At 62.8% G+C, this 12,029-nt stretch carries 17 protein-coding genes; 11 read left to right on the top strand and 6 right to left on the bottom strand.

The window, feature by feature from the left end; genetic code table 11:
* Window positions 1-100: 100 nt before the first annotated feature.
* The 3 genes from NKJ88_RS13205 to NKJ88_RS13195 all read left to right on the top strand — a co-directional run bounded on the left by NKJ88_RS13205 (window position 101) and on the right by NKJ88_RS13195 (window position 2,356).
* Window positions 101-970 (top strand): NAD(P)-dependent oxidoreductase, encoded by an 870-nt coding sequence (locus NKJ88_RS13205; RefSeq protein WP_352444271.1) that lies wholly within the window; start codon window positions 101-103, stop codon window positions 968-970.
* Between the two features lie 9 nt (window positions 971-979).
* Window positions 980-1,684: a DNA alkylation repair protein gene (locus NKJ88_RS13200; protein ID WP_352444270.1), complete on the top strand. Its 705-nt coding sequence runs from the start codon at window positions 980-982 to the stop codon at window positions 1,682-1,684.
* Window positions 1,685-1,786: 102 nt separating this feature from the next.
* A complete protein-coding gene (locus NKJ88_RS13195) occupies window positions 1,787-2,356 on the top strand; it encodes a DUF3299 domain-containing protein (RefSeq protein ID WP_352444268.1) in 570 nt (189 codons plus the stop codon).
* A 48-nt stretch (window positions 2,357-2,404) separates the two neighbouring features.
* On the opposite strand, the gene NKJ88_RS13190 is transcribed toward NKJ88_RS13195, so the two are convergent.
* From NKJ88_RS13190 to NKJ88_RS13175, 4 genes are all read right to left on the bottom strand, one after another.
* A complete protein-coding gene (locus NKJ88_RS13190; RefSeq protein WP_023669013.1) occupies window positions 2,405-2,896 on the bottom strand; it encodes an Lrp/AsnC family transcriptional regulator in 492 nt (163 codons plus the stop codon).
* 143 nt (window positions 2,897-3,039) lie between these two features.
* Complete coding sequence (locus tag NKJ88_RS13185; protein WP_352444393.1) at window positions 3,040-3,657, bottom strand: uracil-DNA glycosylase family protein; 618 nt, start codon at window positions 3,655-3,657, stop codon at window positions 3,040-3,042.
* A complete protein-coding gene (locus tag NKJ88_RS13180; RefSeq protein ID WP_352444266.1) occupies window positions 3,657-4,268 on the bottom strand; it encodes a glutathione S-transferase in 612 nt (203 codons plus the stop codon). The genes NKJ88_RS13185 and NKJ88_RS13180 overlap by 1 nt, the downstream gene beginning before the upstream one ends.
* Before the next feature lie 39 nt (window positions 4,269-4,307).
* Entirely contained in the window at window positions 4,308-4,931 is a 624-nt protein-coding gene (locus tag NKJ88_RS13175; RefSeq protein ID WP_352444264.1) for a thermonuclease family protein, read from the bottom strand.
* Between the two features lie 75 nt (window positions 4,932-5,006).
* Here NKJ88_RS13175 and NKJ88_RS13170 point away from each other — a divergent pair, with 75 nt between their 5' ends.
* Window positions 5,007-6,530, top strand: coding sequence for a sensor histidine kinase (locus tag NKJ88_RS13170; protein ID WP_352444262.1), 1,524 nt, complete (start codon window positions 5,007-5,009; stop codon window positions 6,528-6,530).
* A 9-nt stretch (window positions 6,531-6,539) separates the two neighbouring features.
* Here NKJ88_RS13170 and NKJ88_RS13165 read toward each other — a convergent pair whose 3' ends face one another.
* Entirely contained in the window at window positions 6,540-7,538 is a 999-nt protein-coding gene (locus NKJ88_RS13165; RefSeq protein ID WP_352444260.1) for a nicotinate-nucleotide--dimethylbenzimidazole phosphoribosyltransferase, read from the bottom strand.
* A 187-nt stretch (window positions 7,539-7,725) separates the two neighbouring features.
* On the opposite strand from NKJ88_RS13165, the gene NKJ88_RS13160 reads away from it, so the two are divergent.
* Complete coding sequence (locus tag NKJ88_RS13160) at window positions 7,726-7,959, top strand: DUF1289 domain-containing protein (RefSeq protein WP_023824914.1); 234 nt, start codon at window positions 7,726-7,728, stop codon at window positions 7,957-7,959.
* Between the two features lie 13 nt (window positions 7,960-7,972).
* A complete protein-coding gene (locus tag NKJ88_RS13155) occupies window positions 7,973-8,677 on the top strand; it encodes a TIGR02281 family clan AA aspartic protease (RefSeq protein ID WP_023726599.1) in 705 nt (234 codons plus the stop codon).
* 5 nt (window positions 8,678-8,682) lie between these two features.
* On the opposite strand, the gene dusA is transcribed toward NKJ88_RS13155, so the two are convergent.
* Window positions 8,683-9,678, bottom strand: a complete 996-nt coding sequence (gene dusA / locus NKJ88_RS13150; protein ID WP_352444258.1) for a tRNA dihydrouridine(20/20a) synthase DusA — start codon at window positions 9,676-9,678, stop codon at window positions 8,683-8,685.
* A 115-nt stretch (window positions 9,679-9,793) separates the two neighbouring features.
* Between dusA and NKJ88_RS13145 the strand changes: the two genes are divergently transcribed.
* From NKJ88_RS13145 to NKJ88_RS13125, 5 genes are all read left to right on the top strand, one after another.
* The gene (locus NKJ88_RS13145) at window positions 9,794-10,090 is read left to right on the top strand and encodes a hypothetical protein (RefSeq protein WP_352444256.1); all 297 of its coding nucleotides are present in this window, start codon (window positions 9,794-9,796) and stop codon (window positions 10,088-10,090) included.
* Window positions 10,091-10,155: 65 nt separating this feature from the next.
* A complete protein-coding gene (locus NKJ88_RS13140) occupies window positions 10,156-10,413 on the top strand; it encodes a hypothetical protein (protein WP_352444254.1) in 258 nt (85 codons plus the stop codon).
* A gap of 38 nt (window positions 10,414-10,451) precedes the next feature.
* Window positions 10,452-10,763 carry a DUF1294 domain-containing protein gene (locus tag NKJ88_RS13135; RefSeq protein WP_352444252.1) on the top strand — a complete coding sequence of 104 codons (312 nt, stop codon included), beginning with the start codon at window positions 10,452-10,454 and terminating at the stop codon, window positions 10,761-10,763.
* 401 nt (window positions 10,764-11,164) lie between these two features.
* Window positions 11,165-11,356, top strand: a complete 192-nt coding sequence (locus NKJ88_RS13130; protein ID WP_352444250.1) for a hypothetical protein — start codon at window positions 11,165-11,167, stop codon at window positions 11,354-11,356.
* Window positions 11,357-11,484: 128 nt separating this feature from the next.
* Complete coding sequence (locus NKJ88_RS13125; protein ID WP_352444248.1) at window positions 11,485-12,024, top strand: hypothetical protein; 540 nt, start codon at window positions 11,485-11,487, stop codon at window positions 12,022-12,024.
* The last annotated feature ends 5 nt before the right edge of the window (window positions 12,025-12,029 follow it).

Here is a 12,029-nt window from a genome sequence, read left to right as displayed (position 1 = left end):
TTCGGCTGTACCAGTCGATCGGCTCATGCGCGTCTTGACGAATTGAGTGCAGTGCCTAGAGCTTGCGCTGACAATTCCGTTCCGTCTGAAGGGCAAACTCATGGCATCTGTGGCATTTCTCGGTCTTGGCGTAATGGGCTATCCCATGGCCGGGCACCTCAGGAACAAAGGCGGCCACGACGTCACCGTCTACAACCGCACCGCGGCGAAGGCGGAACAATGGGTGGCCCAGCATGGCGGCAAGTTTGCCGCGACGCCGGCGGACGCCGCAGAGGGCCAGGATTTCGTCTTCTCCTGCGTCGGCAATGACGACGATCTGCGCTCGGTGACGACCGGGGCCAATGGCGCCTTCGCCGCGATGAAAAAAGGCTCCGTCTTCATCGACAACACCACCGCTTCGGCCGAAGTGGCGCGCGAACTGGCCGACGCCGCCGAAAAGGCCGGCTTTTCCTTCCTCGACGCGCCGGTTTCCGGCGGCCAGGCGGGCGCCGAGAACGGCGTGCTGACGGTGATGGTCGGCGGCGAGCAGGCTGCCTTCGACAAGGCCAGGCCGGTCATCGACGCCTTTGCCCGCATGGTCGGGCTGATGGGTCCGTCGGGCGCCGGCCAGCTCACGAAGATGATCAATCAGATCACCATTGCCGGGCTGGTTCAGGGACTGGCCGAAGGCATCCATTTCGGCAAGAAGGCCGGGCTCGACATCGAGAAGGTCATCGAGGTGATTTCCAAGGGCGCTGCCGGGTCATGGCAGATGGAGAACCGACACAAGACGATGAATGCCGGTAAATATGATTTCGGCTTTGCCGTCGACTGGATGCGCAAGGATCTCGGCATCTGCCTCGATGAAGCCGACCGCAATGGCGCCAGACTGCCGGTGACCGCCCTTGTCGACCAGTTCTACAAGGATGTGCAGGCGATGGGCGGCAAGCGCTGGGACACCTCGTCCCTGCTGGCGCGCCTGGAAAAATAGGCGTTCGCAATGGCCGAGCTTTCGCCCCAATCGAGCGCCGATGAGATCGTCGCCCATTTGCGCTCGATCGGCTCGGAGGACAATCGCCGCGGCATGTTGCGCTACGGTATCAAGACCGAGCGCGCGCTCGGCATCTCGCATGGCATGCAGCGGCAGGTCGCCAAAGAGATCAAGCGCAACCACGAGCGTGCTTTCGAGCTTTGGCAGACCGGCATCATGGAGGCGCAGTTCATCGCTTCCGTCACGGCCGACCCGAAGCGCTTCTCAGCCGCGGATGCACGACAATGGGCCGCGGCCTTCGATTCCTGGGATATCGTCGACGGCGTCTCCGATCTCTTCGTCGACACGAACGCCTGGAAGGAGCTGATCGAAGAGTTCGCGGCGGACGAGCGCGAGTTTGTTCGACGCACGGCCTTTGCGATGATGGCGTGGTCCGTCGTGCACCGGAAGCAGGAGCCGGTGGCGACTTTCCTCGGCTTCCTGCCGATCATCGAAGCGCATGCCACCGACAGCCGCAATTTCGTGAAGAAGGCGGTAAACTGGGCGCTTCGTTCGATCGGCAAGCGATCGTTGGAGATGCACGGCGCTGCCCTTGCCGTCGCCGAACGACTGGCCCAGTCGGCCGACAAGACGGCGCGCTGGATTGGCAAGGACGCCGTACGGGAACTCACCAATGCCAAGATCATCGAGCGGATCGCCGCCAGAAAAGGCTGACCTAGCAACCCGTTTGCCAACGCAACCTGGCCGCCGGCTCTCGCAGACATATGATGCGGCTCAAGCGTTGACGCAATTGGCCAGGACGTCTTTACTCGGCCTATGACCAAACATCTCCAATCGACCCTCGCGCTTGCAGCCGCGTTGTTGACAGCCGGTACCTTCGACGCCTCAGCGCAAACCGCGCATATCTTTTGGAAGGATCTCCGCCCGGCGACGCAGGCAGTGGCCGAAGATGCCGGCCTGCCGATGATTGCGGCAAAACTGCCCGATCGTGGCGAGACATTGTCGCTCAACCTGCAGGACAAGACGGTACAATTAGCCGGCTATGCATTGCCGGTCGACCGTGATGGCGATCTAGTCTACCAGTTCCTGCTGGTGCCGTGGACAGGCGCTTGCAGCCACATGCCGACGCCGCCGCCCAACCAGATCGTGCTGGTGACGCCGGCCCGTCCCTACAAGATGTCGCAGGCCTATGAGTCGGTTGCCGTGACCGGCGCCTTGCGGCCCGGCTTGGAGAACAGCCAGCTGTTCATTCTCGACGGCGTCAGCATCATCCAGTCCGGCTACACCGTGCGCAAAGCCGATGTGGTGGCAGTCGACACGGTGCCGGACACGATCGCGCTGCCGGTCAACTCGCCCTGGAGTTTCCTCAACAAAAAGAAGAACTAAGCGGCGCCTGCTTGTGCAGCGTCACCGCCCGGTCAAAGACAACCGCGCTCAGGCCGCGTTGGCGCCGGATTCCTTGTCCAGCAGCATGTAGTCGAGCGGCATTTCGGTTGTGTACTTGATCTGCTCCATGGCGAAGGACGACGACACGTCGCGGATCTCGATCTTGGCGATCAGCCGCTTGTAGAAGGCGTCATAGGCGGCGATATCGGGCACCACGACGCGCAGGAGATAGTCGACGTCGCCGCTCATGCGGTAGAATTCGACCACTTCGGGAAATTCCTGGATGACTTCCGAGAAACGCCGCAGCCATTCATGGCTGTGCGAATTGGTGCGGATCGACACGAAGACGGTGACGCGCACATTGACCTTTTCGTGGTCGAGGATGGCGACGCGCCGCTTGATGACGCCCTCTTCCTCCAGCTTCTGGATGCGGCGCCAGCACGGCGTCGTCGACAGGCCGACTTTCTTGGCGACATCGGCAACCGCGAGCGTCGCGTCCTCCTGCAGGAGGCGGAGAATTTTTCTGTCGAGGCGATCCATTAAGGTGCTCCTGGTGCAGGCCGCGTTCCCTCGGGCGCGACGCGCTTTGGGAATAGATTGGCTATACTCCCTCTTATTTCGACCTTTCACAAGAAAGAAATTCTGCCGGATGGCACAAAAGCGAGTGATATCTTGCTTAAAGTCTAATCTATGCGATAGCGGATTTCCGATCTCAGAAACGGCAGCAAATCCATTTCAAACCATGGATTCTGCTTCAGCCATCCTGAGTTGCGCCATGACGGGTGTGGCAGCGGCAGCACTTTCGGGCTGGCCAGCGCATCCCAGATGGTGCGCCAGTCCTTCACGGTTTCGGTCAGCGACGGCCGGCGCGTGGCGCCCATATGCCAGGATTGCGCGTAGGAGCCGATTGTCAAGACGAGGTCGATCTGCGGCATCAGCGCCAACAGCGGCGCGCGCCAGGCCAGCGCGCATTCTCGGCGCGGCGGCAGGTCGCCGCCCTTTGCGTCCTGGCCGGGGAAGCAGAACCCCATCGGCACGATGGCGAATTTTTCCGTGTCGTAGAATTCCTCGCTGGTTACGCCCAGCCAGCTTCGCAAGCGGTCGCCGGACGCGTCGGTGAACGGCATGCCCGACAAATGCACCTTTGTGCCTGGCGCCTGGCCGGCGAGCAGGATGCGGGCGCTGGATGATGGCAGCAGCACCGGGCGCGGCTCGTGCGGCAGTGGCCTGCCGACTGGAGTGTCGACGCAGATGCGGCAGGCGCGGACCTTTGCCGTCAGGCGTTCGAGTTCCGCCTCCATCAGGCGGAAGCGCTCGGGCGACTGGAGACGGCACTGTACCAGCGCAGCACGTTTGTGCACTCGTCCGGCACTTTGATGCGCGCCGGTTTCATGAAATCCATGGCGATCATGCCGGTGATATCGGCGATCGAATAGGCGTCGCCGGCGGCGAATTCGCAGTTTGCCAGTTCGGGGTCGAGCAGTTTCAGGAATTCGACCGCTTTCGCCTTGTTGGCCTCGCCCCATTCGGGGATCTGCGGAATTTCCCATTCCTTCATCGCCGGATGGATGTGGCGAAAAGCCTGGGCGACGCAGCTGAGCAGATTGAACTCCATGCGCCTTTGCCACATCTCGACCTTGGCCTTGCCGAGCGCGCCTTGCCCGAACAGCGCCGGTTCGGGATGCAGTTCCTCGAAATAGCGGCAGATGGCGACGGATTCGGTGAGGATGGTGCCGTCGTCGAGCTCCAGCACCGGCAGCCGCTGCAGCGGGTTGCGCGACCTGACCGGCTCCTGTTTGTGCCCCATCGCACTCATATCGACCGGCACCAGCGGCACTGCGATGCCCTTTTCGGCGAGGAAAACCCGTACTCGCCGCGGGTTGGGGGCGCGGCCGCCGTCGAACAGTTTCATGCTTATCCTCCCGATCTGGTCCTTCAACTATAGTGCTCGTCACCAGAAGCGAAACATCTCTCGCAAGGCGTCACCGACCGAAGCCAGGGTGCCGTGCTTTCTTTCGAGCGGGCCGCCGTGGTGGCTTTCGCGCCAGTCTTGCGGCTGATCGAAAGTGCCGGCCCAGATGCCAACCTTGCCGGCGCGGGCAATGGCCTGCTCGGTGTCGAAATCGCCATAGGCAATGGCCCAGCCGGCCTCAACCTGGGCCCGGTTGAGATCCTTTCCACCGGCCTTGCAATCGCCGAGCAGGCGGCCGTAGCGGTCGCGCTGCCAGCCGCTGCAGGTCACCGGATTTCCTGATATCAGCCGCACCAGCGCCTGGCGCGCCAGCCTGCCGCAGGCGTAGTCTGCGCCATCCCTACGGCAGATCTGCTGGTATTCCGGAGCGTCGATGCCGCGCATGCGGACACGTTCGGTGCCAAGAGTGAGTGAATCGCCATCGTTGACGATCGCCGCCCCTTGCGCCTTGCGCGTCTCGAAACGGTCGAGGCGTGCGGCGAGCAGGATCAGCAGGCCGAGCAGAATGACCGTCAGCGCGTAATCCAGCAGCTTGCGCCACAGGCTTCGCGGCGGCGGCGGATAGTATCGCCGGCGCGGCCTTGGCGACCACGAACGGCTCATATGGCAAACAGTCTCTTAATCATTCGAACGTAGCTTAACGAATTGAGATCGCTGCGCGCATAAATCGAAGTTTCCATGCCTCTGCTACGCTCGAACACAGCGGATAAATTCATTGTGGACCGCCGGAAACCGCACCGCAACAGCGATGTGGCGCGCGCGGTGCGCAAGACGCGCGACCGTCTTTCGCAGCAGGTCGGCAATCTCGACTTCGACCGCGAGCTGCTGAAGCTGCATGCCGGGACCATGGTGCGCGGCGCAGCCATCATCCCACTGCTGGTGTTGGCGGTCGCGGCGGCCGGGCTGCTGGCTGGTGTGGACAAACAGATCAGCGTCTGGGCGCTGTTCACCCTGATCTGCTATTCGATCGTCGCCTTCATGGCGCACCGCGTCGAACGCACCGAAGCCGCCGAACTCAACCCTGTTCGCACCCGCAGGGAATTCCTGATCGGCCATTCGCTGTGCGGCCTCGGCTGGGCGTGGTTCGCCTGGCTCGGCTGCGCCACCTGCCAGATCGACCAGTTCCAGGTGGCCAAGGCGGTGGTGCTGCTGCTGGCCATGGCGGCGACCGCTATCATGGCGTCGTCCTTGCGCGGCTCGCTGCTTGCCACCTTCGTCGTTCCGGTGGCGGTCTATGCCTATGCCGAAACGAAATTTTGGGTGCCGGTCGGGACGATCATGGTCGCCCTGCTGGTCGCGGCATTGCCGTTCTTTGCCTATATCGCGCGCCATCTCAACCGCTCGTCGCTGATACTTCTGTCCTTCCGCTCCGAAAAGGATGCGCTGCTCGCCGAGGTGGAGACCGCGAAATCGATGTCGGACGAAGCTCGTCGGCGGGCCGAAGACGCCAATCTGGCGAAGTCGCGCTTCCTTGCTTCTATGAGCCATGAGCTCAGGACGCCCCTCAACGCCATTCTCGGTTTTTCCGAGGTGATGGCCAATGAGGTGCTCGGGCCGATGAGCAACCCGACCTATCGCGACTACGCCCGCGACGTGCACGATTCCGGCCAGCATCTGCTCGACCTGATCAACGAAATCCTCGATCTGTCGCGCATCGAGGCCGGCCGCTATCAGCTCAACGAAGAGCCGGTGATGCTGCTCAACATCGCCGAAGATTGCTGCCACATGATGGAATTGAAGGCGCGCAACAAGGACATCCGCATCGTCCAGGATTTCGAAAGTGCCCTGCCGCGGCTGTTCGCCGACGAGCGCGCGGTGCGGCAGATCACGCTCAACCTCCTGTCCAACGCCATCAAATTCACCGCCACCGGCGGCGAAGTTCGCGTGCGCGTCGGCTGGACGGCGGGCGGTGGCCAGTACATTTCGGTCAAGGACAATGGGCCGGGCATACCGGAGGACGAAATCCCGATCGTGCTGTCCGCCTTCGGCCAGGGCTCGATCGCCATCAAGAGCGCCGAACAGGGCACCGGGCTCGGGCTGCCGATCGTTCAGGGCCTGCTCGCCATGCATGGCGGCGAATTCGAACTTCAGTCGAAATTGCGCGAAGGCACCGAGGCAATCGCCATCTTCCCGCTCGCCCGAGTGATGGAGGAACTGCCGGCGCTGCCGACAAAGGCGGTCGCGGCGGCTCGCCGACGCTGACAGCTTGTTCTAGGCTTTGACCGCCGCCGCCATGCCCGAACTGGTAAGCGCCGCCGCCTTGACCAGACCGGCGGCAAGGGCGGCCCCTGCCCCTTCGCCGTGGCTGATGCGGAGATCGAACAGCGGCCTGAGGCCGAGCCGCACAGCGGCAAGCCTTTGGCCGGGCTCCGGCGACAGACTGGCCAGCAGGCAATGGTCGAGCGCACCCGGTTTGGCGGCATGCAGCACGGCAGCGGCGGCGGTCGCGGCGAAGCCGTCGAGCAGCACCGGGATTTTTTGCATCCGCGCGGCGATGATGGCGCCGGCAATGGCCGCGAATTCGCGGCCGCCGACCCGGCGCAGTGCCTCCAACGGGTCCTTCAGAGCCGCACCATGCAAGGCGACGGCTTTATCGACTACATCAGCCTTGCGCGCCTGCATGGCCGCGTCGGCGCCCGAGGCGGGGCCGACCCAGTCGGCGCCGCTGCCACCGAACAGGGCAGCGCACAAGGCCGCCGCAACGGTGGAGTTGCCGACGCCGAGATCGCCAAGGCAAATCAGATCGGCGCCACCGGCGATGGCTTCCATGCCGAAGGCCATGGTGGCGGCGCAGCCGCGTTCGTCGAGGGCGGCGTCCTCGGTGATGTCGGCGGTCGCAATGTGCAGCGCCAGGTCGAACACCTTGAGGCCAAGATTGTTGGCGACGCATATCTGGTTGATTGCCGCACCGCCGGCGGCGCACAGCTCAACGGCGTTGGCGGTCGCAGCGACAGGGCGCGGCGAGATGCCGTGGCGGGTCACGCCATGGTTACCGGCGAAGATCGCCACCAGGGGCCGGTTCACCGCCGGCGGGGCGCGCCCGCTCCAGGCAGCAAGCCAGGCGGCGATGTCCTCGATGCGGCCAAGCGAGGCTTTCGGCTTGTCGGCCTTGGAAAACAGGGTGCGCACCCTGTTTTCCGCGACTGTATCGGCAGGCGGCAGGCTCGCCAGCAGATTGCGAAAGTCGTCGAAGGGCAGCGCGCTGGTCATGTCGGTCCTGATCATTCCCTGTGGTTGATCAGCGGCATAACCGCCTTGCCCGGCCGGCACAACTCCCCTCGACATTGGCGCGAAAGCGGTTGCCCGCGCCGCATTCCGAAGGGCTTGCATTGGCTTTGCCGTTGCACCATGTGGAGATGGAACGAGGGATTCCGGACGGAACCTTCAAGAGAAAGTCATGACGGCCATCGAATCCCCGTGCATCCTGGTCTGTTCGATCGACATGAAAACCGGCTTCTGCTTCGGCTGCGGCCGCACGCGCGATGAAATCGGCGCCTGGATGGGGATGACGCCGGAGGTACGCCGCAGCGTCATGGCCGAGTTGCCGGCCCGATTGGAAACGGTCGAGCGCCGGCCGCGCCGGGAAACACGCCGCAGCCGCATGGCGCGCGAGCGCGACGTCCTCTCTTGAAACGGCAGGTCCAATGAACCGACTGTTCTGGATCGTGATGGCGGCAATCGGCCTCGGGCTGGTGCTGCTGATGATCAACAACGACGCCGGCAGCACGTTCGGCATCGAGAATTACGATTTCAGCCGTCTGGTCTGGCTGGGGGCGATCGGCTTGCTGGTCAGCGCCGGCCTTGTCCGGTCCGGCAGGCCGCTCGGCGTCATGGCCCGCAATCTCGGCACGTGGGCCCTGATCGTGCTGGCGCTCGTCGCCGGCTACCAGTACCGCTACGAGTTGCAGGATTTCGCCAGCCGGGTGACGGCGGGCCTCGTTCCCGGCAGCCCGCTGGCGCTCGGCGTCGAGGACGGCCATGCCACCGTGACCCTGGACAAGGCCGACAGCGGCCATTTCGAGGCCCGCATCACGATCAACGGCGCGCCGATCCGCACCGTCGTCGATACCGGCGCGACCAGTACAGTGCTCACCGCCGAAGACGCGCAGGCGGCCGGCTTCAATCCGGCCGCGCTGAGCTTCACCGTCCCGGTCTCGACCGCCAATGGCATGGCACGCGCCGCTTCGGTGCGCACCGACGAACTGGCGATCGGCGGCATCGTGCGCAAGAACATGCAGGTGATGGTCGCCGCGCCCGGCGCGCTCAGCCAGAGCCTGCTCGGCATGAACTTCATCGGTTCCCTGTCGGGTTTCGACGTGCGCGGCGACCGGATGATTCTGCGCGACTGAACTGCTTAAGCGGCCTTTTCAACACGGTCGAAATCGACGGCAGCGAACGCTGCCTTCAGCACATCCGGTCCGGCGCCGGGTTTCGTCGCGTCGGTGGACAGTATCTGCCGGAAGCGGCGCGCGCCGGGCAGGCCGTGGAACAGCCCGACCATGTGGCGAGTGACGTGGCCGAGCCGCCCGCCCTGCTCGATATGCCGCGCCGCATAGTCGGCCATCGCGTCGATCAGCGCGGCAAAATCGTAGGTGCCGGCCTTGCCGCCGTAGAATGCCGCGTCGATGCCGGCCAGGATGCCTGGCGTGTGGTAGGCGGCGCGGCCAAGCATGGCGCCATCGACATGATCGAGGTGGCGAGCCGCCTCTTCGAGCGATTGAACGCCGCCATTGATGCCGATGAATTTGTTCGATTTTCCCGCCTTGAGGCGATAGACCCTGTCATAGTCGAGCGGCGGGATGTCGCGATTTTCCTTCGGGCTCAGCCCCTCCAGCCAGGCCTTGCGCGCATGCACCCACAGCGCGTCGGCGCCGGCCGCGAAAACGCCGTCGGCCAGCGCGTCGAGCGCGGGCTCCGGATCCTGCTCGTCGACGCCGATGCGGCATTTGACCGTCACCGGGATTTTCACCGCCGCCTTCATCGCCGCCACACAATTGGCGACGAGGTCAGGCACTTTCATCAGGCAGGCGCCGAACGTGCCGGACTGGACGCGGTCGGACGGACAGCCGACATTGAGATTGATTTCGTCGTAACCGAAGCCCTCGCCGATGCGCGCCGCCTCGGCCAGCTTTTGCGGATCGGAGCCGCCGAGCTGCAGTGCCACCGGATGTTCGGTCTCGTCAAAACCAAGCAGCCGCTCGCGCGCGCCATGGATGACAGCGTCCGCCACCACCATTTCGGTGTAGAGCAGCGCACGCTGCGTCAACTGGCGGTGGAAGAACCGGCAATGCCGGTCGGTCCAGTCCATCATGGGTGCAATAGCCAGTCTATGATCTTGATTTTTCAGCATTTTTTCTTTAACATCAAATCGTTAGAGCAGCCCGAGTGCACGCGAATTTACGCCAGAATACGACCCTTTTCGCCACGTTTCGATCTCTCAGTGCACACGGAGCGCACACGAAAAAATGGCCACCTACACAAAACTCTCGTCCGGCTCCTGGCGTGTGCAAGTCCGCCGCAAAGGTCGCTACGTCAGCGAGACCTTCCTGCGCCGAGACGACGCCCGGCGTTGGGCCACCGAAACCGAGCGCCAGGTCGATCGAGGTGAGACGCCGACCAAGTCCCGCATAGCGCGCCTTAAAACCTTCGGCGAACTGATAAACCTTCATATCGACGACATGTGCGATGTAGGCAAGTCCCCTCGCCGCTCCAAGGCCGCGGCCCTCGATATGCTCCAACGGCATTTGGGAAGTGCAACCTAGCTGCCCTTGATCGCGAACGGCTCATTCGTTTTGGTCGCGACCGGGCCGCCCAAGGTGCCGGACCGATGACGCTCGGCATCGACATTGGCTTTGTAACACTCATTCTGGCTCATGCCGCTGCGGTGCACGGTCTGCCCGTCAAGGTCGAACCGGTTGATCTCGCGCGTATTGCCCTGAAGAGGCTTCGCGTGGTTGGAAAGGCCATCAGCGCGACAGGCGCCCGACGCAGGATGAACTCGACAGGCTCATCGGTCACTTCGTGTCACCATGACGACGTCTCAGATAGCCCATTTAGATGGGCCCGTTGCCATCCGATGATTTAGCGGGCTTAGGTTATACTGGCCCGAAGGTGGAGGAGCGCATGCCGGGGCAGTTTGCAATCGGGGTCATCGGCTACGCTGTCGCGGTAAACTTGCTGGCTTACGCCACCATGTCGTTCGACAAGGCTATGGCCAGAAACGGTGCCCAACGCATTCCAGAGTCGACGCTTCTTACACTCGCCATCATTGGCGGTAGCATCGGGACTGTGATCGCGCAAAAGACGATCCGGCACAAGACGCGCAAGGAGCCGTTCCGCTCCAGCCTCGCTCGCATCGTCCTGCTCCAAGTCCTCGCGGTAATCGCGATTGAAGTGGGATTGCTCTTTCCGGGATTGCCCGAAGCGCTCTCGTAATTACTGACATTCGGAGGCGAATTCGGGGGCCTCTAGTTTCAAGGGTGTCAAGAGCGGACGTTCAAGCGGCACCGGATCAGCGATGAATGCCGGCGCGCGCGCTACCGGAACCGACCCCGACTGCTGGCCATCAATGCGCGGCTAGCGTCAACCTTCGCGAAAAAGGGACGAGCATCGGCACCTTTCGCGAGTACGCGTCGTATTCTGGAAAGGCGGCCAAGGACAAGACGCGTACTTCGTTCAACATCCGCCGGTATTGAATGGCAAAATTCACTGCGAGGAGCCAAGAATCGCGATCGTGGTTACCCGGTGGCCAGGCCATTGGAACCAGTTCGCGAATTCGGCGTTGCGAGCGGATGATCAGAAGTTTCGCTTACGCTCTTATCCTCGTCCAGGTATCCATGGCGACCGCGCTGGCTACACAGGTCTTCCTTACGACCGGCGAGGAAGCCCGTAACTCAAAACGCTGGATTGCCTTAACGCCAAAGGACGACGAGGGATGTGCCAAGGCGATGTGGCCCAATATTCCTGAACGATGTTTGCACCGGGTCGAGCCGAAGGTGGTGACGCTCGTGCTCAGCCAAAACAACTAATGGCGCATGGCGCTTTCTGATATGCAGCTGGCTTGCGCCGCTGGCTGCGCTGCCGCGGCACCACCAACGCTCCGTTAAGCCTCGCTCAATCTCTGCAAGCTATCTTGTCGCCAGTTTGTCGAGGTGACATGAAGCGCAAGTCGATAATGCTCTTTGCCTTCCCAGCTCTGATCCTGCTGATCTTGGCAGGGGAGCGCATGGCGACTTTCTTGCTGGGAGCATATCCGGCCAGTCCCGCAATGTGGCGGATCTGGCTTGAACTAAGGCCGCTGTCGACGATGTTCTGGCAACAGGTCGATCTTTATCTCGGGTCATCGATGGTCCTTGATGCCTTGATGCTGGCCGCCGCGTCGACCGCTTGCTGGATGGCGTGCCGCACAAGAAGGTCGGCCGCGTTCTTCTTCCTTGCCAACCACGTCGCCCTGCTTTTCGCCGGGTTGATGATCGCTGTCACCAGCCATTCCGAAACAGCCAGCACGATCGCCTCTTTCACGGTACCCGGCGGCCTTCCGTTCCAACTAACGGTCGATTTCACCTTGAAGAACAGTCTTGTGCTGTTTCTGGGCCTGACGGCATGCGCCTACTGCCATGTCATCTTCCTCAGCGAAACCCGAGAGCGGTCCGAAGCGCTGGCCGCTAGGCTCGTTGCTCTGCAGCGAGATCTCTAGGATAG

The sequence above is a fragment of the Mesorhizobium sp. M0016 genome (genome assembly GCF_040324035.1).
Taxonomy (GTDB): Bacteria; Pseudomonadota; Alphaproteobacteria; order Rhizobiales; family Rhizobiaceae; genus Mesorhizobium.
Note: the sequence above shows the minus strand (reverse complement) of the source record. Positions and strands in the feature narration are given on the sequence as shown.

Excerpts from the sequence above, each read along its gene's own strand:
- NKJ88_RS13205 (WP_352444271.1), top strand. The coding sequence starts at position 101 with ATGGCATCTGTGGCATTTCTCGGTCTTGGCGTAATGGGCTATCCCATG.
- NKJ88_RS13200 (WP_352444270.1), top strand. The coding sequence starts at position 980 with ATGGCCGAGCTTTCGCCCCAATCGAGCGCCGATGAGATCGTCGCCCAT.
- NKJ88_RS13195 (WP_352444268.1), top strand. The coding sequence starts at position 1,787 with ATGACCAAACATCTCCAATCGACCCTCGCGCTTGCAGCCGCGTTGTTG.
- NKJ88_RS13190 (WP_023669013.1), bottom strand. The coding sequence starts at position 2,896 with ATGGATCGCCTCGACAGAAAAATTCTCCGCCTCCTGCAGGAGGACGCG.
- NKJ88_RS13185 (WP_352444393.1), bottom strand. The coding sequence starts at position 3,657 with ATGGAGGCGGAACTCGAACGCCTGACGGCAAAGGTCCGCGCCTGCCGC.
- NKJ88_RS13180 (WP_352444266.1), bottom strand. The coding sequence starts at position 4,268 with ATGAAACTGTTCGACGGCGGCCGCGCCCCCAACCCGCGGCGAGTACGG.
- NKJ88_RS13175 (WP_352444264.1), bottom strand. The coding sequence starts at position 4,931 with ATGAGCCGTTCGTGGTCGCCAAGGCCGCGCCGGCGATACTATCCGCCG.
- NKJ88_RS13170 (WP_352444262.1), top strand. The coding sequence starts at position 5,007 with ATGCCTCTGCTACGCTCGAACACAGCGGATAAATTCATTGTGGACCGC.
- NKJ88_RS13165 (WP_352444260.1), bottom strand. The coding sequence starts at position 7,538 with ATGACCAGCGCGCTGCCCTTCGACGACTTTCGCAATCTGCTGGCGAGC.
- NKJ88_RS13160 (WP_023824914.1), top strand. The coding sequence starts at position 7,726 with ATGACGGCCATCGAATCCCCGTGCATCCTGGTCTGTTCGATCGACATG.
- NKJ88_RS13155 (WP_023726599.1), top strand. The coding sequence starts at position 7,973 with ATGAACCGACTGTTCTGGATCGTGATGGCGGCAATCGGCCTCGGGCTG.
- dusA (WP_352444258.1), bottom strand. The coding sequence starts at position 9,678 with ATGCTGAAAAATCAAGATCATAGACTGGCTATTGCACCCATGATGGAC.
- NKJ88_RS13145 (WP_352444256.1), top strand. The coding sequence starts at position 9,794 with ATGGCCACCTACACAAAACTCTCGTCCGGCTCCTGGCGTGTGCAAGTC.
- NKJ88_RS13140 (WP_352444254.1), top strand. The coding sequence starts at position 10,156 with ATGACGCTCGGCATCGACATTGGCTTTGTAACACTCATTCTGGCTCAT.
- NKJ88_RS13135 (WP_352444252.1), top strand. The coding sequence starts at position 10,452 with ATGCCGGGGCAGTTTGCAATCGGGGTCATCGGCTACGCTGTCGCGGTA.
- NKJ88_RS13130 (WP_352444250.1), top strand. The coding sequence starts at position 11,165 with ATGGCGACCGCGCTGGCTACACAGGTCTTCCTTACGACCGGCGAGGAA.
- NKJ88_RS13125 (WP_352444248.1), top strand. The coding sequence starts at position 11,485 with ATGAAGCGCAAGTCGATAATGCTCTTTGCCTTCCCAGCTCTGATCCTG.